Annotated in this window: 17 protein-coding genes; 5 read left to right on the forward strand and 12 right to left on the reverse strand. The window is 43.4% G+C overall.

The window, feature by feature from the left end:
• The first annotated feature begins 2 nt into the window (after positions 1-2).
• Positions 3-1,304 (forward strand): formylmethanofuran dehydrogenase subunit B, encoded by a 1,302-nt coding sequence (locus tag EO93_RS12415; RefSeq protein WP_048162764.1) that lies wholly within the window; start codon positions 3-5, stop codon positions 1,302-1,304.
• 259 nt (positions 1,305-1,563) lie between these two features.
• The gene (locus tag EO93_RS12420) at positions 1,564-2,313 is read left to right on the forward strand and encodes an SIMPL domain-containing protein (RefSeq protein WP_048162765.1); all 750 of its coding nucleotides are present in this window, start codon (positions 1,564-1,566) and stop codon (positions 2,311-2,313) included.
• Between the two features lie 297 nt (positions 2,314-2,610).
• Here EO93_RS12420 and EO93_RS12425 read toward each other — a convergent pair whose 3' ends face one another.
• Complete coding sequence (locus EO93_RS12425; RefSeq protein WP_048162766.1) at positions 2,611-3,618, reverse strand: GNAT family N-acetyltransferase; 1,008 nt, start codon at positions 3,616-3,618, stop codon at positions 2,611-2,613.
• Between the two features lie 163 nt (positions 3,619-3,781).
• A complete protein-coding gene (locus tag EO93_RS12430) occupies positions 3,782-4,486 on the reverse strand; it encodes a methyltransferase domain-containing protein (protein WP_048162894.1) in 705 nt (234 codons plus the stop codon).
• A 978-nt stretch (positions 4,487-5,464) separates the two neighbouring features.
• Between EO93_RS12430 and EO93_RS18215 the strand changes: the two genes are divergently transcribed.
• The gene (locus tag EO93_RS18215; protein ID WP_235284251.1) at positions 5,465-6,112 is read left to right on the forward strand and encodes a hypothetical protein; all 648 of its coding nucleotides are present in this window, start codon (positions 5,465-5,467) and stop codon (positions 6,110-6,112) included.
• Positions 6,113-6,169: 57 nt separating this feature from the next.
• Here the strand turns inward: EO93_RS18215 and EO93_RS12440 are convergent, their stop codons facing one another.
• From EO93_RS12440 to EO93_RS12470, 7 genes are all read right to left on the reverse strand, one after another.
• Positions 6,170-7,018: a Rossmann-like domain-containing protein gene (locus EO93_RS12440; RefSeq protein WP_048131318.1), complete on the reverse strand. Its 849-nt coding sequence runs from the start codon at positions 7,016-7,018 to the stop codon at positions 6,170-6,172.
• Positions 7,019-7,042: 24 nt separating this feature from the next.
• Positions 7,043-7,834 (reverse strand): nicotinate-nucleotide pyrophosphorylase, encoded by a 792-nt coding sequence (locus EO93_RS12445; protein ID WP_048131317.1) that lies wholly within the window; start codon positions 7,832-7,834, stop codon positions 7,043-7,045.
• 303 nt (positions 7,835-8,137) lie between these two features.
• Positions 8,138-8,779, reverse strand: coding sequence for an NAD(P)H-dependent oxidoreductase (locus EO93_RS12450; protein ID WP_048162768.1), 642 nt, complete (start codon positions 8,777-8,779; stop codon positions 8,138-8,140).
• A 74-nt stretch (positions 8,780-8,853) separates the two neighbouring features.
• Complete coding sequence (locus tag EO93_RS12455) at positions 8,854-9,429, reverse strand: flavodoxin family protein (RefSeq protein WP_048162771.1); 576 nt, start codon at positions 9,427-9,429, stop codon at positions 8,854-8,856.
• Positions 9,430-9,549: 120 nt separating this feature from the next.
• Entirely contained in the window at positions 9,550-9,840 is a 291-nt protein-coding gene (locus EO93_RS12460) for a putative quinol monooxygenase (RefSeq protein ID WP_235284252.1), read from the reverse strand.
• A gap of 62 nt (positions 9,841-9,902) precedes the next feature.
• Positions 9,903-10,427 carry a nitroreductase family protein gene (locus EO93_RS12465; protein WP_048162772.1) on the reverse strand — a complete coding sequence of 175 codons (525 nt, stop codon included), beginning with the start codon at positions 10,425-10,427 and terminating at the stop codon, positions 9,903-9,905.
• Positions 10,428-10,535: 108 nt separating this feature from the next.
• Positions 10,536-11,093, reverse strand: a complete 558-nt coding sequence (locus EO93_RS12470) for a flavodoxin family protein (RefSeq protein ID WP_048162774.1) — start codon at positions 11,091-11,093, stop codon at positions 10,536-10,538.
• 159 nt (positions 11,094-11,252) lie between these two features.
• Here EO93_RS12470 and EO93_RS12475 point away from each other — a divergent pair, with 159 nt between their 5' ends.
• Positions 11,253-11,648 carry a helix-turn-helix domain-containing protein gene (locus EO93_RS12475; RefSeq protein ID WP_048162776.1) on the forward strand — a complete coding sequence of 132 codons (396 nt, stop codon included), beginning with the start codon at positions 11,253-11,255 and terminating at the stop codon, positions 11,646-11,648.
• Positions 11,649-11,683: 35 nt separating this feature from the next.
• Here the strand turns inward: EO93_RS12475 and EO93_RS12480 are convergent, their stop codons facing one another.
• Positions 11,684-13,084, reverse strand: a complete 1,401-nt coding sequence (locus EO93_RS12480; protein ID WP_048162777.1) for an MATE family efflux transporter — start codon at positions 13,082-13,084, stop codon at positions 11,684-11,686.
• Positions 13,085-13,681: 597 nt separating this feature from the next.
• Between EO93_RS12480 and EO93_RS12485 the strand changes: the two genes are divergently transcribed.
• Positions 13,682-16,006, forward strand: coding sequence for an ATP-dependent DNA helicase (locus EO93_RS12485; RefSeq protein ID WP_048162779.1), 2,325 nt, complete (start codon positions 13,682-13,684; stop codon positions 16,004-16,006).
• A gap of 129 nt (positions 16,007-16,135) precedes the next feature.
• On the opposite strand, the gene EO93_RS18560 is transcribed toward EO93_RS12485, so the two are convergent.
• The gene (locus EO93_RS18560) at positions 16,136-19,381 is read right to left on the reverse strand and encodes a PKD domain-containing protein (RefSeq protein WP_048162781.1); all 3,246 of its coding nucleotides are present in this window, start codon (positions 19,379-19,381) and stop codon (positions 16,136-16,138) included.
• A 797-nt stretch (positions 19,382-20,178) separates the two neighbouring features.
• Positions 20,179-22,917 (reverse strand): PKD domain-containing protein, encoded by a 2,739-nt coding sequence (locus EO93_RS12495; protein WP_082107648.1) that lies wholly within the window; start codon positions 22,915-22,917, stop codon positions 20,179-20,181.
• Positions 22,918-23,297: the final 380 nt, after the last annotated feature.

The raw sequence follows: 23,297 nt of genomic DNA on the forward strand, positions 1-23,297 counted from the left end.
GTATGATTTACAAAAACATAGTCTGTCCGGTCTGCGGGGCGTCCTGTGACGATATCCAGGTCGAGTTCGGAGACGGAAAGATTGAAGCTAAAAATGCATGTAAGATGGGAAACGCCAAGTTCAAGGAAGTTGTAAGTTCCCACAGGCTCAGGCAGCCCCTTATAAAGGGCGAAGGAAAACTGACCCCTGCAGCCTGGGATGAAGCTCTTGAAAAAGCTGCTGATATTCTTGTTTCGGCAAAGAGACCCCTGCTTTTCATGGGCAGCGAAACCTCCTGTGAAGCGCATGAAGTCGGGCTCAAGATCGGGGAATACCTGGGTGCGATTGTTGACTCCAATGCAACAATCTGCCACGGGCCAACAGCCATGGGAATCCAGGAATCCGGAAAAGTCGGCGCAACGGAAGGGCAGAAGAAAAACAGGGGCGACCTTATCATCTACTGGGGAACAAATCCTCTTGAGTCCATGCCGCGGCAGATGTCCAGGTATGGGGTTTTCCCGAGAGGTTACTGGACCAAACGCGGGCGTTTCGACAGGACAGTCATCACCATCGACCCGAGAAAGACTCCCACGGCAGAGGCTTCAGACCTGCACATTCAGCTCAAACCTAACTCTGATTACGAACTGGCCAGTGCCCTCCTGACCATGCTCCATGGAAAAACTCCTCACCCGTCGGTTGAAGAGGTCACAGGTATCCCCATCTCAGTGATGGAAGAGATGCTTGACATGATGAAGAACTGCAACTTCGGAGCTATCTCAGTGGGTCTCGGGCTTTCTTCTTCAATTGGAAAGCACAGGAATGCCGAAATTGCCATGAACCTGGTAAAGGAACTGAATAATTACGCCAAGTTCACCCTGGGCGCACTCCGCGGCCACTGCAACGTGGCAGGCTTTAACCAGGTAGCTTCCTATATGTACGGCTACCCATTCGGGCTTGATTTCACACGCGGATACCCGCGCTACAACCCCGGGGAATTTACAACCGTGGATGTGCTGAGGGAAAAGGATGTGGATGCAGCCTTTGTGATGTGTGCTGACCTTGTCTGCCACATCCCTGCGGACTGTGCTTCCTATCTTGCCGAAATCCCCCTGGTCTGCCTGGACATTGCTCCCTGTCCGAGTACAGCTGCTTCGGATGTCGTGCTCCCCGGAGTCCTTGATGCCATGGAATGTGACGGGACCTTCTACAGGCTCGACGATGTGCCCGTGCACTTCGAACCTTTCACAACCTCGCCCTTCGAGTTTACGAAGAGCAACGAAGATACCTTAAAACAGCTTTTTGCAAAGATTAAAGCAAGGAAGTAAGTTAAGTCTGTTTTCACGGATTCTCAGTTAAAGGATAGTGCAAAACAAACAGATGACGTGAGAGTGATATAAAGCTCTCACCTTTTTTCTCTTTTCAGTTTCCTGTGGACACAATTTTTCCTGCAATATCATGTGATTATCATAACTGCGACCGTAGTTGAAGTTTAAGTAATTCTTTAATATGTGTGCGTACATTTATGGCTTGTTAGTATTGGCTGAATCGCCAGTTAATAAAGCATTGAACAGGGAGTATGTGAAAATGTCACAGGAAAATAAAAACGATAAATCTTATTACGTTATCATTGCGCTATCAGTTGTTCTGGTGCTGATGTCAGCAACGATATACGCCATTTCACAGAGTGGGTCCGAAAAGGATACGGAAAATACTATTTCCATGAGCGGGTATTCTGAACAGAAAGTTGTCCCTGACACAGCAACATTGAGCATAGGTGTTGTAGTTCAGTCTGCAACTGCAAAGGAAGCATCCGATGAAAATGCAGCCCTTATGAGCGCTGTAATAGCAGAACTCAAAGCAATGGGATTGCAGGACAAGGAAATACAGACATCCTATGTTTCCGTGTCCCCGGTATACAACTATGATACGGCACAAACAATCACAGGTTACTCTGCATCCAACAGTGTGCAGATCACAACCACAAAGCTCGACAACCTGAGTGAGATCATTGACAGGTCCACAGCCGCCGGAGCTAATGATATTGGACGCATTTCCTTCTCAGTATCTGATGACATGCAAAAGCAGCTTCGTGAAGACCTGATGAATGAAGCAGTAGCTGATGCATCATCAAAAGCCACTACGCTTGCTAAGAGCCTGGGGGTTGAGATTACTGGTGTGCAGACTTCATCTGTAAGTGAAAACAGCGGTTCCAGAGTATATTACGAATACGATATGGCAACAGAAGCAAAGAGCGCAGGGGCAGCTTCCACTCCTATTCAGCCAGGAGAGTCTACCGTTTCAATGTCAGTACAGGTTACGTACTACATTGAATAAGAAATTTGGACTATAATTTGAACACTGAAATATACAAATGATCAGGAGTTGCAGATGACGAATGTTGTTTGCAACTTCTAAGGTCAATGTGTCCCGAGTTTCGCTTCCCGAGTTTCGCTTCGGGAGCACGAGGTCTGTTTCGCTTCGCTCAAGCAGACTAATTTATAGGTTTTAGTAGTTAGTTTCGTTTCGGGAGCATGAGGTTCTTTTTTCAATCAAAAAATGAAAAAATCACTGAATTTTGGAACGGAGTCAAAATCCCTACTTTTGTATTTTTTAAAGAAACTTTGTATTCTATCAATAAGTTTCCTTATGAGTGGTTTTGTATAAGGTTTTCGCGATTGAATATTTTTTGCTCTCCAGGGTCACACTATAGTATGGAATTAGCTCAGGAGAAAAGCCCATAATAAAATCCACAAATGCAGGAATATTTGCTGCCATTACATTCATGTATTTGAAGTCTCGGGACTTCAGGTCAAGAAATTCATTATAATACAGAAGAGCAATGGGGCCCAAACGATCAAAATCAGGGTTCAGGGCTGAGGTCCAGATTACAGCGCATTTCTTTCCGTACAGATTTAAGTGAGCTGCAACAGCTTCACCCTCAGGAGTCTCTGAGACAAACATGTATCCAATGTCTTTTTCGTGAATCAGCTTAAATACTCTTTCATAGAAACCTCTGGGCAAGGGAGGCTCTAAATTCTGCTTTTCATAGGCCAGTGAAAGCAGACGGTAATATGTTTCAGGGTCATTCAATGCCCTGGTTTTAAGTCCTGCCTCAGTTGCGGTTTTAAGTTCCATCTGTCTTTCCCTTGAAAGGTTGCTGTCTATGTTTTCTTTCAGATCCAGATAATGTGTATAATGCACGGCGGAATCCCATCCATTCCACGTAAACGGTCTTATATCCTCAAAGCCTGGAGCGAACGTAAGATGAATGCTGTCAAATCCCTGCTTGCAGAGAAATTCCCTGAGGGGATTGAGGATATCATGAGTTTCCTGTACACATTTACTTGCTTTAGAGCTGGCACTCTCTTTTATAAGAGGCCCACTGTAGCTGGTCATTCTACAGGTTGAAGTTGCCACTTTCAATATTCCCCTGATATTTTTTACAAAAAGGGGGCATCCTCCCACAAGCTCACTGTTTCTGAAACAGCCGTAGATTTTTAGATCTATTGACAGGGCATCCCTGCAAATTTCAAGCCATTCACTGGTATGAAAGAGTATACCGGGTTGAGCTTTTTCGACAAGCAAATTCCATTCTTTGTATTCGGATGGCAATAATTCTCTAACTTCAATTCCGTCCAATTTTAAGCCTCGTGCAAACAGATAATTATTTTTATCTGCGATGAATGACTCAGTTCCGATATCTGGTGGTAAAGTGAATGTTACTCGTCAACAAAAAATAAAATGAATTTTTACGTTCATCTGCCGAAAGCAGGTTTGATTCAATCTCCATCTGAACAGCCGTTTAACTCCTAAATATTATTGCATGATATTTGTATTCATAATACATTGATTGTACACAAATCATTTCAAAACCATTTTTATTTGCAATTTTTTTAATTTTATTGGGATAATGGGAATACCCCAAAATGTCTCTCGGACGGTTTTTCAAGCTTGATGATATTGAATTTTTTACCCCACAAACCACTTTGCTTAATATTTTCCTACAGCTTTTATCCTGTGAAAACAGCCCTATTTTCCACAATGGGTATAAGCGAGGGTCCAGCATGTCAAACAATACTATTTTTCCTTCTTTATTAATATATTTTGATGCATTGAAAATAAAATCATCAATTTCTTGATATGTCAGATACTGCAATACTCCCGCTGCATTTATTCGGTCAAAGGAAGAGTCCAGCTTGTCCCAGACAGTTTTGTCGTCAGCCAGAATTAAAGTTGTATTTTCACAATTCCTTTCCTTTATTTTTTTGCTTGCTTCCTCAAGCATGGACGGGGAAAAGTCAACTCCTATCGTCTTTTCATATTCTGGCGCATAGTAAACCAGGAGTTCTCCAGCTCCGCACCCAAAGTCAAGAAGGGTTTTTCCACCATCCAGATGGAATAATTTTTCCCTTGCCTCCATAGCAAGAAATTCTTCAGCTGAAGATCTGTGACCCCCACTTCTCTTATCTGCAAAAAACTCTTCCCATACGTTTTTTGGTTTCAATATCTTTTTTTCATATTCCGCAGACCTGTTTTTTTCATAAATCTCAGACCCTTTTTTTTCATGTCCCACCGCCATATTTTCTTTATACCCCCAAATATTGCTTTTTTACCTCTCCCCATGCACTCTAAAATTGCTACACTATCAGTTCTCTTAGTTATTCCCCAAAATAACTCAAAACTGTAAATATATACTAAATAATTCTATTTTTATGCCTATATATAAGTTTCTCTGGCGGTTGAAGCTTCTTCAAATTTGTTTTTTAATATTCATTGCTTCCCGGTTCTATCTTTCTTTCCGTTCATAAATATGAATCTCTTCCCAATTTATTCTTAATTTAAATCCATATGGTCTCAAAAAAATTGTGTAGTCTTTGAGTCATAGTTTCTCGGTTTAAGCGAGTAAGTATATAATTAAAAAATTTAAAAAGTATTTTATACTCTACCACTATCTCATTTAAGGAAATTGTGCAGTTGAGTTCTGAAGTCAGTAGTATAGAACACTAAGATTTCTAAATATGCCATTTTTCACAAACTCGCAAGTACTTGATTTTGAGATTAATTTAAAGCAATAGTAAGAGTTAGAGCCCTGAATTAACTAATAAAGGTCTGATTTAAATGTTCAAAAAAAGCAATATCGTCAAATGGCTGATGCTTACATTATTTATTTATTTATTTTTTATTATCCGGTTCTGCAAGTGCAGATGATAGCGAACTGAATGATTCCGAATCTAATGAAATCTCTGATTCTATTACGGAATTCGCAAACGATCCCTCGTTCATAGCCTACAGGGGAACCATACCGGAAACAATTGATCAGGAGTGGAAAAATTCAATTGTAGATTGCTGGCTAAATCTTAACCGAATAGGGCCATCATATTCAGAATTTGACAAGTCTATTAAAAGCGTTGCTGCCAGTGATGTAATAATTATTGAACTGGGTTCTGCCTATAAAGGAGAAGTAGATAACTCCAGAATTGACGCTATGTATCAGAAAATAGAGAATTACTGCGAAGAGCAGGAAGGAATAAGTGAAATCCCAGTGGTCTTTATGTGGGCATGGGATGAGGAGGATCTTCCGTTACCGGACTATGGGCCTCAGGTTTTTGAAGAAGCTAAGAAGAATCCATTATGTGTAGCTACTCGGGGAACAATGCCTGTAATCACAGATGCCAGTGAAAAAGTGGAATGGATAGATTCACTTGTTCAGTGTAAACGGGCACTTTCTAACCCTTATATTACTGATACAGGAATTACGCCGTACTTTGTTGAATTCGGTGGCCCAGTGAGCAGCTTCGGACCCAACATGAATGGATATTTAAACGTAGGTTTCGAGGGATATAGTTCCGAAAAAGTAAATGAATCGTTAATTGATGAAATATATCAGGTAATAGACGAAAGCTGTGAGGAGGAAGGCATAAGTGACGTTCCAGTCGTTTTTGAGTTTATAGGATACATAACAGAAGACATAGCAGTAGTTGATGGACCATATCCTGATGAAGCTGATGATTCCAATTTATCAGGTAATGAAGAAGAGATCACTGGTAATGAGACAACCAATCAAATGCCTGGTTTCACTTCAATAATGGTTATTTTAGGGCTTTTATCGGTACTGGTTTTCAAGCGTTCATAACATAAATGCATAAGATCGATGGTTTCATATCACATCGATCCTGCCCGTTTTCTTATTTCAAGCAGACTTATTTTCTTCTTGTTCTTTTCTTCTGAAAGCTACCTTCTCCCCGCAGCACTTGTGCAACTTTTTCGTTCCTCCCGCCTCACTGACCACCGTAAGCATTGTTAAGGGGTCAATAATTCGGGTTCCCATTATTGCAGTAATACCTCTACTAAAAAACGGTGCCGGATAGAGAGGCGCGCTTGGGCCGAGCAGGACAACTTCCCTTGCTGCACCCCGGAGGGAAAGAAGTTCATCAAAAGTCCGGTTGGCGAGGGTGCTTGCACTGAGAATTATCACATCCGATGAAGGGAGTATTTCTCTGGCTTTTTCCGAGGGCAGGGTCATGGTTTGAGGAAATTCGATTTCACGCTTTTCAAGGACTGTAAGCTTATCGGTTATTTTCAGTATTCTCGGGACGAGAGGCCCGAAATAGCCTACCATCGCAACTTTATCTTCAGGTTTTATGAGGTCAAGGATATCTATGCTTGAAACAGGAAAGTTTTCGGGCTTCAGGTCACAGAGCATGTGGGAAAGCGCGTTTGCAGTTGCAACTCCAACTGCAGCTTCAAGTGGGTTTTCTGACAGAACAAGTTCAAGCAGTTTATCCGTAGTTTTGCCTTTCAGGGTATCTGCAAAACCAAGGGCAGGGCAGCCTGAAAACTCGTAAAGGGGGGTGCAGGCAACACCTCCGTAGTTTTCGGAAAGCAGGACTCCGGTATAGGCGAGCCCTATCCTTACTTCCTTTACTTCGATTTCTTCAAGGGCAGGTCCAAGGTCTTTTTTGAGCGCACTTATAAGGGCGAGCAGGATTCCGTTTTCTTCTTTTTTCCCGGTTTCCTGTAAATTTTTGCTTTCTGACATGCATCCACCTTTTATTTTCTCAGCTTACAGTCTTTCGATCTTCGTTGTAAAGTCAAGAGGAGTTGCATAATAGGGAGCACTTGTGACGATTATGTCCACTAGAGGGGCATATTCGGGGATTCTTTTTGCTTCGATTCCTCCCACTGCAAGTTCAAGTTTCGGGTTCAACTTCTTAAGTTCGGGCCCGACCTTCTGCATTTCTGCCGGAGACAGGTGGTCAAGGAGCATTATATCCGCATGTATTGCGTACCTGAGGGCTTCTTCCCTCGACCGGGGCTCGATTTCTATTTTTTTCATAGCTCTGAGTTCTCCCAGTTCCCCGGCAACTTCCAGGTGGTTCTGGCTGAGCTGGATGGAATCGCTGAGGGAGTTCCTGTGGATGTCCCCTCCGCCTGCCCTGACGGCTTTAAGTTCAAATATCCTGGCTCCGGGGTGGGTCTTTCGGCTTGTTGCAATAATAAGGTCAGGATTTGCCTTTCGGCCTGCGCTTACCATAGAGGCTGTTTTCGTGGCAATGGCGCACATGAGGGTAAGGAATGTCTGGGAAACCCTCCAGAACCTGAAAAGGAGTTTGAGGTCTCCCTCGGCTTCGATAATCGCATCCCCGGGTTTGAAAGGCTGACCATCTTTGAGGTAATTAAGGTTTTTCAGACCTTTTCTTTCATAATATTCCGATAGGTCGCCGGCGCAGGCACAGATCCCGTTTTCTCTCGATATAATCCTCATTTTTCCCCTGCCTTCAAGCCTGAGCAGTTCTGCGCTTTCATCCTGATAGGGGCAGTCTTCGTAAAAGTAAAGCTCAAAAAGGTCTATCATGTTTTGCCTCAAAAATTCCCTTCATAAATTCCTTATTTTTATGTTTCTATTTCCTCTGATACCTTTTTTCCCTTGATGCTGTTTTTCGTATCAATTTCTTTGTTTCCGGTCCGTGTCCACTTTATTTCTGGTTTTCCACGCACCTGTATGGGATTTAAATGATATGTTTGAACATACATAACGGTTAATAAAGCTTTTTGCAAAAATAGTGTATATAAATATTATTAGAAAGTTGTACAAGGTGCAGGCTGAGCTCCAGTCCTGAATTCTCAAAAAAATAAATACAGGTGTTTTCTTCTCGATTTAAATTTCCAAAATTCTCTTTCTATATTTCTCGAGTTCTTCTGCCCCTTTTTCCTTTGAAAAGCTGCTCACTTCATAGATGATGTAAGAAGGCAGCACTTTCATCCCCATGAACTCAAAGACGCAGTGGGTCACGGACTCAAGGTGCCTGTTCATGTCCCCGTGTACTCCTCCTTCTACGTACAATGCCTGCGGAGTCCCGGTGGTGGTGACAATCATTGCTGATTTTCCTTTCAGGAGCCCTGTTTCGTAGGTGTTTTTTGTAATCGGGTTAAAGCTAAAACCCGGAGCCAGGACCCGGTCAATCCAGCCTTTCATGATCGCAGGCATGGACGTGAAGTAGATCGGAAACTGGAAGATCAGGATGTCGGCCCATTTTACTTTTTCCATCTCGGCTTTGATGTCGGGAGCAAATGCCCCGGTTTTTGAGGCGTGGATTGCTTCAAAGAAAGGCTTGAAAATATCCGGCTTTTTCCGGTCCGTGAAATCCCCCTCAGTGAGCACGGGATTGAAGTTCATTGCGTAAAGGTCTGAGAGTTTGACTTCGTGACCCTTTTCCTCTAGGGCTGCAAGGGCAGTGTTTTTAAGGGCAGCGTTAAAGGACTTCGGTTCCTGCTGTGCGTAAATGTAAAGAATTTTCATTTTATTTCCCCCCTTATTCTACCTATGGAATTCGTTTCCCGGAATAAAAAAGTAAGTCTGCCTCTTTCTTTTAGTTAGTCATTGAGCTTTTTCAAAAGCCATGCCATGTTCTGGCCCAGAACCTGCATTGTCCGGATCCCCTCTTCGTCTTTTTCGACGTCCCCTTCAGCAAGCCCTATCCCTATGTTCCAGTAACTGGACCCGGGAATTATCATCTGGGAAATCGTGAAGAAATGGTTGATAGAATCGAAGACATGGACTGATCCGGCTCTCCTCACCGCAACTACAGCTGCTCCCACTTTATTCCTGAACATTTCGTTATTGACTTTCGCAACAAAGCCCGCCCTATCTATAAGAGCTTTGAGCTCAGGTGTCAGATCGGCGAAATATGTAGGCGATGCAAGGATTATACCATCGGCTTCAATCATTTTTTCAATACATTCGTTGACAATGTCTTTGTCGATTACACACCTTCGATCCATGTTTTCAAAACATTTCATACAGGCTATGCAGCCGTGAATGCTTTTTCCTCCAAGCTGCACCATTTCGGTTTCAATGCCTTCTTTTTCAAGTTCTGAAAAAACGTGTTCTATGAGAGAGGCTGTATTGCCTCCCTTCCGTGGACTTCCGTTAAATGCGACGACTTTCACTGTTTGTATCCTCCGATTATTCATTACTCATTCTTCTTCAGTTTCATTTCTCATATCGAGTTTGATGCCACTTCTTCAAAAAATGCATGGGAGTAGAATTTGGGGAATGAAAAAGATAAATCACAGCTTTTTTTTGTATACATTAATTTCAGTTTCTTTCTCAAGATATTCTGAAAGTAAAGGGACTATTTCTCTAAAATGATTGGAGTTTAAGTGTTCATCCAGGCTGCTTTTATCTTTCCATTCTTCTAATATCGTCAGGATTCCCGGATTCTCTAATTCCTGATACAACCCATATTCTATGCAGCCTTCTTCTTTTAACGATTCTTCAACAAGATTTTTACACAAATCTATATATTCTTGAATTTTGTCCGTTTTGATATGATTTTTTGCAACAACTCTTATAGTCAATAAAATCACCAGTTTGTACAGATTTTTGATTCTTCCAGTATTGAACAGCATCAATCACAGAATCATTCTTTTTTCTGGCCGTACCTGTTGTGGTAAACTTTATCCTCAGTGTATCGGTCTTGAAGTGCGGGTTTCTGGGCAGGGTAGCCGATAGGCACAAGACCAAGAGGAAATACATGGTCAGGCAGCCCAAAAGCTTTACGAAAACCATCGACCCTGTCCTTCATCGGATAAATCCCTGTCCAGACTGCCCCAAGCCCAAAATCGTGAGCTGCAAGCAGGAGGTTCTGAGTGGCTGCCGAGCAGTCCTGTACCCAGTACCCGGGGGCTTTTTCCAGAGTCGTATCCCCGCAGATCAGGATTGCGAGAGGAGCTTCCCTGCACATACCGGCATAGGGGCTGAACGTGGGAATTTCATCGAGGATTTTCCGGTCATCGATAAGAATAAAGATCCAGGGCTGGGCATTAACTGCAGACGGAGCACTCATTGCAGCTCTCAGCAGTTCGGTAACAAGCTCTCTCGGAACTGGCCTGTCGGTGTATTTTCGAATGCTTCGGCGAGTGTGGATTGCTTCAAGAGTTTCCATATTCCGACTCCTTATTTATTCCTGAAATAGCTCTAAAAGAGCCGGGTGAGGAAATGCCTCTTCAGGTTTCTCTCACCCTGGTTTGTTTTCTTTCCTGTTTTATTTTTTTTATTTGAACAGGTTAAGGCCTGTGTTTTTCGCTTTTTCCATAAGTTCTAAATTGTCCTTTACTTCTCCGGGAGCGTGGTATCCCACTCCCACAAGGGTATCCTTTATTTCCATGCCCATGACACCGGAAATTTGCCCTCCGAACTCTTCATATACACTTTTGAAAGCCGCGGGCTCAGGCGCTCCCTGAGTTCCTATAATCACAGCCTTTTTCCCGGCAGGGAGGCGGGGGGAGAAATCAGCGTTTATAAGGGAATAGCAGCGGTCAAGGAAGAGCCGCATCTGGCCTGTAAACTGGGCAAAGTAAATCGGGGAGCCAAATACAACGCCGTCAGCTGCTGCAATCTCATTGAATACTTCCACAAGGTCGTCTTCAAGCTTACATTCTTCGTGGGCCTTGCAGTAGTTGCAGCCCTGGCAGCCTCTGTAGTTCATTTCATTGAGGAAGAAGGTCCGGGTTTCGGCACCTGCTTCTGCTGCGCCTTCGAGGACCTGCTGGACAAGGACATTTGTGTTTCCATTCTTTCGGGGACTTCCAACAATACCTATAACTTTCATTTTTACACCTTTTATCTGTTAATTTGAGTCTCTTTTAACAAAATAGAGTCTCTTCTGTCAGTAACGTGTATTTGCTGATATTTAATTTACACCAACTATACTTATATACCATACATGCAATCCGGATACTTAGTAACAAAAAGGATAGTATGAAAGCTTATGGTTAGTGAAGCAAAAAATAATAAACACTATAATTGTCCTGTTGAAGCGACTCTGGACGTAATAGGCGGCAAATGGAAACCCCTTATCCTCTGGCAGTTGAGAGCAGAGAAACTGCGGTTTTCAGGGCTCCAGCAAAGCATGCAGGGGATTTCTCCCAAAATGCTCACAAAACAACTTCGTGAACTTGAAGAAGATGGGCTTGTCCTCAGGGAGATTTATCCTGAAATCCCGCCCAGGGTTGAATACTCTCTGACAGAATTTGGGAAAACTGTGCTTCCGGTTCTGGATGCGCTCTGTGAATGGGGAAATGGGTACCTCGGCAAGGAGTGCATTCTTGATAAAAAAGAGGGCGTAAAAACCGCTGATGTGGTTTCGCAGCAACTTTCGCAGTAACTGTTCTTTAGGAGCGGTCAATTCCTGCAAGCAGGTCAATTCCCTGCAGTCGGGTCAATTTTCATAGGGTCAATTTTCATATTTTCTCCTGCTTTAGCAAGCAGCTTGAACTCCCGGAGAACCATTATCAGGGTTACCGTAAAAGCCAGGACATCTGCAAGCGGGAAGGCTGCCCAGACACCGAAGAGGTCCAGGTATTTAGGGAGTACAAGCACCAGGGGAATCAGGAAAAGTATCTGCCTGCACATGGACAGGAAAAGAGACGGTTTTGCTTTGCCCAGAGCCTGATAGAGTGCTGCTCCAACTACCTGGAATCCAATAAGCGGGGTTGCAAGCACCACTATCCTCACAGCACTTTTTCCCTCGGCTATCAACTGCAGGTTCCTGCTGAAAATCCCGAAAAGCTGCTCCGGAAACAGGTAAAGTATCAGGAACCCTGTAACAGACATAACTGTGGTAGTGAGGATGGCAAGTTTTACAGTTTCCCTGACGCGTTCAAAGTTTTTTGCCCCGTAATTGAAGCCCACTATCGGCTGAAGTCCCTGGATAATTCCGAACATGGGCATGAGTGTAAACATCAGGAGCCTGTTGATTATCCCGAACACGGCAATGGCTATGTCTCCTCCGTAGAAGGCAAGGAGGTTGTTCAGGATTATTACCATGAAACTCCCTGAAAAGTTTCTGGCAAAAGGGGACACCCCTATGGCAAGGACTTCTTTTATGATTTTGCTGTCCGGTTTGAGGTCAGCAGGGTGGAGTCTGAGTGTACTTTTTCCGCTCAGGAAGTAACGGATAACATAAAGCACTCCTATTGCCTGTGCCAGTACGGTTGCAATGGCAGCTCCCCTTATTCCCATCCCGAAGCTAAAAATAAAGATTGGGTCAAGCACAACATTGAGGCCACCGGAGATGAGCATGGAGTTCATGGCGACCTTTGCGTTTCCTTCGGAACGGATCACAGCGTTTGTCACCATTGCAAGAGAAAAAAGGATAGTACCGTAAAGGATTACTTCCAGGTATTCAAGTGCATAAGGGAGAATAGTATCAGTCGCCCCGAAAATTTTCAGGAGCGGTACGATATAGATAAGCCCTGCTCCTGTTATCAGGAAGCTCGAAAACAGGGAAAGGAAGATCAGGTTTGCAAATATTTTTTCGGCTTTTTTCGGCTCTCTCTCCCCAAGGCGGCGAGATATGATGGACGCACCCCCGATGCCGATAGCAAGGCTTACAGCCATTCCGATCATCTGGATTGGGAATGCAACTGCAATTCCTCCGATTGCCTGGATGCTTTCGGCCCCATAGGCCCTGCCTACGAATACCGTATCCACAAGGTTGTAGAAGGCCTGCATCAGCATTCCTATGGTTGCGGGTACTGACATTTTAAAAAGAAGTTTTCCGATTTTTTCGTCTGCCAGCATCCGGCTTCTTTCATCCATCCTTTAATTCCTCTGAACTGTTTCCGCATATTAATTCTAATTGTTTTTTATATTAAAGTATGAAACTTACAAGAACAGTTAATTGAATATAGTCTTATCGGCTTTATGGTTTATACCATGAAGTCTGAAGATAAGGCAGGAAAAAAACTTTATCTGGCTGTCTTTCTTCTGTCTTTCATCTATCTTTCGTCTGTCTTCGGATAACTGGTCAAGCAATAACACCTCACTCAACAAGTAAAAATAAATCCTCTCCCTCTGTGTTGGTATAGTACCAGGAATTCATTTTTATCTGGTTTATCCGGTGGACAGTATAAATGATTCAATGATTCTCGGAAAAATAGTTCTCCGAAAATAGGCCTCAAAAATAACTCTCAAAACGGGTTTCAAAATATTTATTTACTGTTGTTGAAGATAGTTAATTACGGTTCTTAAATGGTTAATGACAGTTCTCAGAAAGATATTCAGAGAAACTATATGTTCCTAAGAGAAACTGTATGTTCTCCAGTATACTAAATAAATTAATAAATTTTCAAAATGAATAAATTCCGATGGACTGTTCGGGGTTCAGGAAACCGGAGAGGTATCAGGGTTAAGCGTATGATGCAAAAGAACGGATACATGCGATATTTTACAAAACAAAGTTGCTACCCAAATCAGGCAGAAGCCATGGAGAAGATTCACTCTGCCCTCCTGCATGAGAAAATAGTGCTTTTTGAGGGGGCGTGCGGGACAGGCAAGACTCTAAGTTCACTTGCTCCTGCCCTTCACGTGGGTAAGAAGCTCAACAAGGTCGTAATCATAGTCACGAATGTCCACCAGCAGATGGTCCAGTTCATCCATGAGACCAGGGACATCAACAGGGACAACAGCATAAAAACAATTGTTTTCAAGGGCAAGACATCAATGTGTCCCGAGAACCTCGACTATGAGGAGTGCAAGCTAAAAGGGGAAAACACCTACGATCTCCTTGAGTTTGAGAGAGAAGTCTCTTCAAAGGAAAAAGAACTCAAAGATGCCTCCGAAAAACACAAACGGACAAAAGACCCTTCCCTCTACGCCCTCAGGAACGAGCTTGAAAAAGAAATCGAGGAAGCCCGAAAAAAGGCTCAGTCTTTGAGAAACCACTCCTGCCCAAAGCTTTATGAGGTCCTCAAGTACGAAGGAAATGAATTTTCCTCCTGGCTCTTTTCCGATGTAAGAAGCCCCGAAGAAGTTATGGAATATGCGGAAGACCGGGACATGTGCGGGTATGAGCTGCTTAAAAAGGAACTCAAAAACACAGAACTTCTTATCTGCAATTTCCATCATGTGCTCAGTGCTGACATCTTCATGACCCTCCTTAAATGGCTTGAGCGAGACCCTGAAGATATCATTCTTATCTTTGATGAAGCTCACAACATTGAGGCTTCAGCCCGTTCTCATTCCTCCGTAATGCTTTCCGAAATAACCATTGAAAAAGCCCTTTCCGAGGTCGGGGAGATTCCTGAGCCTGACAGTTCTCCTATGTTCGGGGGAGGCTCCGGACAGGGTCTCGGGATTCCTCTTGACCAGGACTATGCCTCCCGGATCTACGCAAAAAGGCTTTTTTCCTGTTTGCTGACCTCTATCAGGGATACTTATGACTCAAAGTTGAAGTTTGGGGAGAGGAACAGGCTTGGAAAACACTGGCAGGACATTCAGATTAGCGATCCTTATGAGCGCCTCGATGTCCTGAAAGTTCGTTTTTTGCGGGATGCAAAGATAGAAGGGTTTGCAGACGAAGAAAAGGTTCTGACCCGGCTGCGGGAAATCGGAGAGTTCGGAGGCAGGCTGGAAGAAATTTATGCTGAAAACTACAAAAAAGGGCTTCTTTCCGTTCCCAAGCGTTCCCAGATCCGTTATGTTGCAGATTTTCTTTCTTCCTATCTTGTGCTTTCGGACAGGCAGAACTATTATCCGATCCTGAACATGCGCAGGGACTTTAAAAGCGACAGGGTAGTCGGCAGGCTTGAACTTTTCACCTGCATTCCCAAAAATGTGACCCAACCGTTGCTTGATTCCGTTTATTCGGCAGTGCTGATGTCGGCTACCCTTCGACCTTTTGAGATGGTAAAATCCACACTGGGAATTACCCGGGAAGTGGAAGAAATCACCTATGGGACCACCTTTCCACCGGAAAGAAGGCTTACTCTTGCAGTTTCAGTCCCTCCCCTCTTTGCAAAAAACAGGGACAGCCCTGAAACCCTGGAAAGTTTGAAAGAAGCGCTTCTTGCTGCCACTGCTGCATCGCCCGGGAATGTGGTCGTTTATTTCCAGAGCTATGCGGAAGCCCTCCGCTATAAAAAACTCCTTGAGCCCGAACTTTCGATCCCTATTTTCCTTGATGAGGTCGGGGTCTCAGCCCAGGAGATCAGACAGGAGTTTTTCAAGATAGGGGAGCAGGGAGGAAAAGCTTTGCTCATAACCTATCTCTGGGGAACATTGAGCGAAGGCGTTGATTTCAGAGACTCCCGTGGCAGAACCGTGATCGTCGTAGGTGTAGGATACCCGGCTCTGAATGACAGGATCAAAGCTGTGGAGTCGGCATATGATACGGTTTTCAACTGTGGCGATGGCTGGGAGTTTGCAGTCCAGGTGCCAACGACCAGGAAGGTAAGACAGGCAATGGGAAGAGTTGTCCGCTCTCCGGGAGATTTCGGGGTAAGGATCCTCCTTGATGCCCGCTACCAGGGCTCCCAGATGCGCAAGCTGGGCAAATTTTCGGTATTCGGATACTTCCCTCCTGAAGAGAGTAGAGAGTTTCTCGATGTAGCTCCAAGGGATGTGGGAAGCCTGGTAGAAGAGTTTTTTGCAAATGTAGTGCCCTATTCCCCTGAAAAAAAGGAGCCGGAATCTCCGGCTTCAAGTCGGCTGGAGTTCGGGAGCCTTGCAGAAAAGCTCTGAATAGGACATAGTCCCATTACTCCAGCCTTTTAAATTTACTTTCGTTGAATCCCTGTTTTTTCTTATTTTTTATTTTCTTACTCTTGCTTTTATCGCTCTTTTCCCTGTTAAACTGACTTCACAGTACTCTCAGGCCTTTGACACTACTATGTAGTTGTATTTTGTTACCGAAGTGCTGCCTGCTGCATTGGTTACTGTTAGTTTTATCATGTAAGTTCCTGCTGCTGAATATATGTGCTTCGGATTCTGGAGCGTTGAGGACGTTCCGTCTCCGAAATTCCAGTTCCATGCAGTAGGCGAACCTGAGCTACTGTCCTTAAAGTACACAGTCAGGGGTGCAGTTCCCGTTCTTGGAGAGCCCCAGCAGTTTATTACTGGTTTTTGTGCCGTTGTTCCTGTACCGGTTGTCCCTGCAGTTATATAACTGGACTTTGTTGCCGTATTGCTTCCTGCAGCATTAGTTACTGTAAGCGTTACGGTGTAGGTTCCTGCTGTTGAATATGTATGTGTTGGGCTCTTCTGAGTCGAACTTGTTCCGTCTCCGAAATTCCAGCTCCATGCTGTGGGTGTACCTGTACTGCTGTCAGTGAAAGCCACATTCAGGGGTGTATTTCCGGAAGTTGGAGATGCCGAAAACGCAGCAATCGGTGTTTGTGCAGCTGTTCCTGTCACTACAATATAATTGTACTTTGTCATTGTAGTACTGCCTGCCGCATTGGTTGCTGTCAGCTTTATCACGTAATTTCCTGCTGTTGAATATGTGTGTTTTGGGTTCTGGTCTGTTGAACTTGTTCCGTCTCCGAAATCCCAGTTCCACGCAGTAGGTGTTCCTGTAGTAATGTCTTTAAATGCTACATTCAGCGGCGCATTTCCTGATCTTGGGGTGCCCCAGAAGTTTACGACTGGTTTTTGTGCCGTTGTCCCTCCAGTTATTGCGGTTATATAACTGGACTTTGTCACCGTATTGCTGCCTGCAGCATTAGTTGCCGTAAGCGTTACTGTGTAGGTTCCTGCTGTCGAATATGTATGTGTTGGACTCTTCTGAGTTGAACTGGTTCCGTCTCCGAAATTCCAGCTCCATGCTGTGGGAGTTCCTGTGCTTGTGTCAGTAAAGGTCACATCCAGAGGTGCATTTCCGGAAGTCGGAGATGCCGAAAACGCAGCAACAGGAGTTTGTGCAGCTGTTCCTGTCACTGTTGTGTAATAATACTTTGTTAGCGTATTACTGCCTGCCGCATTGGTTGCCGTCAGTTTAATCGTGTAGCGTCCTGCTGCTGAATATGTGTGTTTCGGGTTCTGTTCCGTTGAATTAGTTCCGTCTCCGAAATCCCAGTTCCACGCAGTAGGCGATCCTGTGGTAATGTCCTTAAAGGCCACACTCAGCGGTGCATCTCCTGATCGCGGAGAACCCCAGAAGTTTACGACTGGCTTCTGTTCCGTTGTCCCTGCAGTTATATAACTGGACTTTGTTGCCGTATTGCTGCCTGCAGCATTAGTTACTGTAAGCGTTACTGTGTAGGTTCCTGCTGTTGAATATGTGTGTTTTGGGTTCTGATCTGTTGAAGTAGTCCCGTCTCCGAAATTCCAGCTCCATGCTGTGGGAGTTCCTGTACTGCTGTCAGTAAAGGTCACATCCAGAGGTGCATTTCCGGAAGTAGGGGATACCGAAAACGCAGCAACTGGCGTTTGCGCCGCTGCGGTCCCTACACTTATATAATTGGATTTTGTCACCGTGTTGCTGCCTGCTGCATTGGTTACTGTAAGTTCAACTGGATAATTTCCGGCTGCAGAGTATGTGTGTACGGGGTTCTGGACTGCTGAATTAGTCCCATCTCCGAAATTCCACTTCCATGCTGTGGGAGTTCCTGTACTTGTGTCCGTAAATAGGACATTAAGTGGCGCGTTTCCTGAAGTAACATTGCTGTTGAAGCTTGCAATAGGAGTTTGTGCAGCTGTTCCTGTCACTGTTATGTAATAGTACTTTGTTAGCGTATTACCGCCGGCTGCATTGGTTGCTGTCAGCTTTATCGTGTAACGGCCTGCTGCTGAATATGTGTGTTTTGGGTTCTGTTCCGTTGAATTGGTCCCGTCTCCGAAATCCCAGTTCCATGCTGTGGGGGATCCTGTAGTAATGTCCTTAAAGGTTACAGTCAGCGGCGCATCTCCTGATCTCGGAGAGCCCCAGTAATTTACGACTGGTTTTTGCGGGGCTGTTACTTTTATATAATCCGCTTTTGTTTTCGTGTCGTTTCCAGCCGCATTGCTTGCTGTAAGTGTTACTGTGTAACTTCCGGCTGCTGAATAGGTATGAACTGGATTTTTCTGGGTTGAATATGTCCCGTCTCCAAAACTCCAGTTCCATGCAGTGGACGTTCCTGTGCTTGCATCAGTAAATAAAACATTCAACGGCGCGTTTCCTGAGGTAACATTGCTGCTGAAGTCCGCATCAGGGGCTGCAGGGTTGGAAGGGGTTACAAGAGGCAGGTAATCTGAGTATATGCTGTTTGGTATACTGTACGCGGAATCGGAAATTCCATCTCCATCCGCATCCACTGCGGTATTGGAAAAGCCTGAACCATCGGGTTTTCCCCAGAAGTTTCCTCCAATATAGCTTCCATGGATAATGTTTTTGCCTGCGGTTTTTGCGGTATTATAAGAGTTTCCGGTTCCGCTTTTAATGATCATATCGGTGTTATTGAAGTAGTTGTTATAAATGAGGTTTCTATCGCTCAGACCGCAAACATACATGCCGTAAGCACTGTTCGAAGTAACAGTGTTGCCTGAAAGGGTATTGCCGTCAGAGGAACCAACATGGATGCCGCGGGCGTCGTTAGAAGCCGTATTTCCGGAAATGGTATTGCCGCTGGAGCTCCCAAGCACAATTCCATACACCCCGTTATTTGTAACTGTATTTTTCGAGACGGAGCATCCTTTAGAACTCACGAGATAAATTCCACGCCCGTTGCTCATGAGCTTGTTATTCTCAATTATACAGTTATTGCATCCGGACAGATAGATTCCTGAATAGCTGGACCCGCTTGCTCCAATAGCTTTAATCCCGCTAATTTTTACATTATCTGCCTGTACGGAAAGTACATTTATAGTTGAACTTTTAGCTTTAATTATTGTATTATCAGGGTTTCCGGACTCAGACCTGATAGTGAGACCACCTGTAGATATTTTTATATTTTCGGTATAGGTCCCGGGTTTTATGGTAATTACATCACCTGAAGCTGCATTGTTTACGGCAGTCTGTATTGAACTTCCTGGCTGGACAATTATCTCTGCCGCTGCTCCAATACCTGAAATTAATGAGAATATGATAAAAATTCCTAATAATGTGATTAATTTATTTCTAATTTCCAATTCCTCCATCCATTCAAGAAAGTTAGGGGTGAAATCTGTATCAGGGGCGAAAATTGTATTATTAGTAATTCATGAAAACATGCACTCAATGTCCAATGAATGTACAAATGTAAAGCTCTGCGTTTGCGCTGAATTTGTCTAAAATCCAGAGTAAAATCCCTGTGTCAATCAATTTAACTACGCGGGAATGTATATAAATAAATATAAATATACTGATTTAATCTAATACTTATATAAAAATATAAAACAGCATGCTGCTCAGTAAAGTAATAGTTCAGTTGTAAGGCAAGAATTAGTATTTTAACTTCGTTAAACAGCTATCCTTATTACATCCTTCTCTTTTTTATTATTAGTAGTCCGTCTCTTTCAAAACAGGCAATAATATGCTCTTGATGGGTTGCTATTCAAAAATTATTATTTATGAGGAAACCGGGGCTCTATGTATCTATCTGGATTAAGAAACTATATGGATTCAGAAATTAAGAAATCAAGTTAAAATGCTGAGAAAACTGAATATGTAAAAAATAAGATTTGTAGATAATGGGATTTGTAGATAATGGGATTTGTAGATAATGGGATTTGTAGAATATGAGGTTTGTAGAAAATAAGATTTGTAGAAAATGAGATGAAGGGATAAACCCCTCATCAATCGCTTTTCTGTATCAAAGCTTGACATTTAGCTTTGATTTGATTTGATTTGATTTGATTTTATTTGATTTGATTTGATTTGATTTTATTTGATTTGATTTGATTTGATTTTATTTGATTTGATTTGATTTCCTTTCTTTTGTATTCTTTTAGCTTTTTTACTTTCTTTTATACAGGAAAACTGCAAGCACGCAGGCTATCCCGTAGACGATTTCAAATCCTGGAGCCTTTGTATCTTCTCCCTGTGGAGAGCTCTGTTCAACTTCCTCTCCTATACTTTTCATATCTTCTCTCTCAATGGAGCGAATTTCCTGTCCAGGCTCTGTTTCTGCTGTAGCTTCTTCTGAGAGGCTTTTTGCCTTACCTGTTATTGCAAAGGAAGAGAAGCCCGGGACCTCGGCAGTGAAGTACAGGAATTTCTCGTCTTCCCCTGAGAGGGTAACTGGCAGCTGCACCCAGGCTTTGTCTTCGTACCTGTTCAGGGCAATTGAAGCCTTATCTATCCTTTTATCCTCCATCCAGGTCTTTTCAACCTTGAAACAGATGACAGGGTTTTCTATATTCTTTGAGGTTGCATACCCGCTGTTTCCTACCCAGACGTTAAAGGACTTGTAGACCTCTCCTTCAGGCAGTTTGGAAACAAGTGCAGACTTATTTTTTAATTCCTCGGTAATCGTTGTGGTCTTGCCAGCTGTCTTTTTTGCATCAAAGCTCACATATACAACACAGGTTGCGTTCTTTGTGAAATCAAACTTTACGGCCTTGTCATTTGTTATGTAAACCTGTGAAAGCTCTTTGGTTTCAACGTTTCTTGCAGGTTCAGGGGAACCACCGCCACCACCGCTGCTTCCTCCGTTGCTGTGGCTGCTTCCTCCGGAACTGCTCTCTTTCAGCACCTCTATTTCGAGAGTTTTTGAAACCGTGCCATTTTCATTGGTTGCGAGCAGATTTACGGTATAGGTTCCCGGGGCTGTGTACACATAAACTATGGTACTGGAGCTCACGTCAGCCACTCCATCATTGTTAAAATCCCACCCGATCTCAGTTGCTTTTTGTGAGAGGTCTGTAAAGAGGACCTCAAGGGGAGCATAGCCGCTCGTAACATTCGCACTGAAGTCTGCAACAGGAAGACCTTTATCCTCTTCTGCCTCCAGCACTTTTATTTCGATAGTTTTTGAAGCTGCACCGTTTTCGTTGCTTACCGTCAGGGTAACGGTATAGTCTCCCGGAACTTCATACACATAAACCGGACTCTGGTCGGTGGAGTCAGGCTGTCCGTTGTTGTCAAAATCCCAGTTCCACGAAACTGTATTTTGTGAAAGATCGGTAAACTGGACAGTAAGAGGAGCAGGGCCCTGAATAGCATTGGTGCCGAAATCTGCAACAGGAAGTACTGGTTCAGGTACAGGTTCAGAGTTTTGAAGAACAGTTATTGCACCGGTTTTTGAAGTCTGACCGTTTGAATTGCTTACTGTAAGCGTTACCGTGTAAGTTCCTGCTGAGGAGTATGTGTGTACAGGGTTCTTGTCTGCTGAATTAGTTCCGTCTCCGAAATTCCAGCTCCATGCTGTGGGAGTTCCTGTGCTTTTGTCAGTAAATAAGACATTTAGCGGTGCATTCCCTGAAGTAACATCGCTGCTGAAGTCTGCAATAGGGATTACAGGCTCGGGTACAGGCTCAGAGTTTTGAATAACAGTTATTACACCGGTTTTTGAAGTCTGACCGTTTGAATTGCTTACTGTAAGTGTTACCGTGTAAGTTCCTGCTGAGGAGTATGTGTGTACAGGGTTCTGGTCTGCTGAATTAGTTCCGTCTCCGAAATTCCAGCTCCATGCTGTGGGAGTTCCTGTGCTTTTGTCAGTAAATAAGACATTTAGCGGTGCATTCCCAGAGTTAACATTGCTGCTGAAGTCTGCAACAGGGGGTACAGGCTCAGGCAAGTTAGAAGCATGTGTAAGAGGCAGGTCATCTGAATATATGCTGCCCGGTATACTGTACGCGGAATCGGAAATTCCATCTCCATCTTTATCCACCGCGGTATCGGAAAAGCCCGTTCCATCAGGTTTTCCCCAGTAGTTCCCGCCTATATAAGGTCCATCAATGATATTTTTGCCTGCGGTTTTCGCGGTATTATAAGAGTTTCCAGTCCCGCTTTTAATGGTCATAATGGTGTTATTGAAGTAGTTGTTATAAATGCGGTTATTGTCGCTCAGGCCGCAAACATACATGCCGTAATCACTGTTCGAAGTAACAGTGTTGCCTGAAAGGGTATTGCCATCAGAGGAACCAACATGGATGCCGCGGATGTCGTTAGACACCGTATTTCCGGAAATGGTATTGCCGCTGGAGCTCCCAAATACAATTCCATACACCCCGTTATTTGTAACTGTATTTCTCGAGATGGTGCATCCTTTAGAACTCTCTAGATAAATCCCACGCCCGTTGCTCATGAGCTTGTTGTTCTCAATTATACAGTTCTTACATCCTTTAAGATGGATTCCTGAGTAGCTGGATCCGCTAGCTCTAATAGCTTGAATTCCGCTAATTTTTACATTATCTGCCTGTACGGAAATTACATTTACTGTTGAACTTTTAGCTTTAATTATTGTATTATCAGGGTTTCCGGACTCAGACCTGATAGTGAGGCCACCTGTAGATATTTTGATATTTTCAGTATAGGTTCCGGGTTTTATGGTGATTATATCACCTGAACTTGCATTGTTTACGGCAACCTGTATTGAATCGCCTGACTGGATAATTATCTCAGCTGCAGTTCCGATTCCAACACATTGTATCAAAATTAGAAAAGCAATTAGTAAAACGGTTAATTTATTTCGAATTTCGAATTCCTCCGTCCATTCAAGAAAGTTAGGGGTGAAATATGGATGAAATTCCATCTATCAACAATTAACTTAAATATCCTTAAAAATTTATCAATGTACAAATTTAACAATAAATATTTTGTAACTGAATTAATTATGTACACACCGGATTCTTTATATTAAACATTTTTATTAAATTGGAAAACACGTGAAACAATATAAATATACTGATTTGGATTAATACTTTTAAATAGATATAAAAAAGAATGTTTACAGAAGAGCAAAGAATATTCAAATTGTAAGACTATAGTCAGTCTATTTTACTCAATTAAGCAGCTTCCTTTACAACCTCAGAAGAGGTCGAAGTCTTGAGAAATCCGAATAAAAGATTTTCGAGATAAAATGAGGATCAGATAAAATGAGGATTAGATAAAATGAGGATAAAAGATTGGCAG

The sequence above is a fragment of the Methanosarcina sp. 1.H.A.2.2 genome, from assembly GCF_000979975.1.
Lineage (GTDB): Archaea > Halobacteriota > Methanosarcinia > Methanosarcinales > Methanosarcinaceae > Methanosarcina.

Bases quoted from the DNA above. Each gene is read 5' to 3' on its own strand.
- EO93_RS12415 (WP_048162764.1), top strand. From the start codon at position 3: ATGATTTACAAAAACATAGTCTGTCCGGTCTGCGGGGCGTCCTGTGAC.
- EO93_RS12420 (WP_048162765.1), top strand. From the start codon at position 1,564: ATGTCACAGGAAAATAAAAACGATAAATCTTATTACGTTATCATTGCG.
- EO93_RS18215 (WP_235284251.1), top strand. From the start codon at position 5,465: ATGTATCAGAAAATAGAGAATTACTGCGAAGAGCAGGAAGGAATAAGT.
- EO93_RS12440 (WP_048131318.1), bottom strand. From the start codon at position 7,018: ATGTCAGAAAGCAAAAATTTACAGGAAACCGGGAAAAAAGAAGAAAAC.
- EO93_RS12445 (WP_048131317.1), bottom strand. From the start codon at position 7,834: ATGATAGACCTTTTTGAGCTTTACTTTTACGAAGACTGCCCCTATCAG.
- EO93_RS12450 (WP_048162768.1), bottom strand. From the start codon at position 8,779: ATGAAAATTCTTTACATTTACGCACAGCAGGAACCGAAGTCCTTTAAC.
- EO93_RS12465 (WP_048162772.1), bottom strand. From the start codon at position 10,427: ATGGAAACTCTTGAAGCAATCCACACTCGCCGAAGCATTCGAAAATAC.
- EO93_RS12470 (WP_048162774.1), bottom strand. From the start codon at position 11,093: ATGAAAGTTATAGGTATTGTTGGAAGTCCCCGAAAGAATGGAAACACA.
- EO93_RS12475 (WP_048162776.1), top strand. From the start codon at position 11,253: ATGGTTAGTGAAGCAAAAAATAATAAACACTATAATTGTCCTGTTGAA.
- EO93_RS12480 (WP_048162777.1), bottom strand. From the start codon at position 13,084: ATGGATGAAAGAAGCCGGATGCTGGCAGACGAAAAAATCGGAAAACTT.
- EO93_RS12485 (WP_048162779.1), top strand. From the start codon at position 13,682: ATGATGCAAAAGAACGGATACATGCGATATTTTACAAAACAAAGTTGC.
- EO93_RS18560 (WP_048162781.1), bottom strand. From the start codon at position 19,381: ATGGAGGAATTGGAAATTAGAAATAAATTAATCACATTATTAGGAATT.
- EO93_RS12495 (WP_082107648.1), bottom strand. From the start codon at position 22,917: ATGGAATTTCATCCATATTTCACCCCTAACTTTCTTGAATGGACGGAG.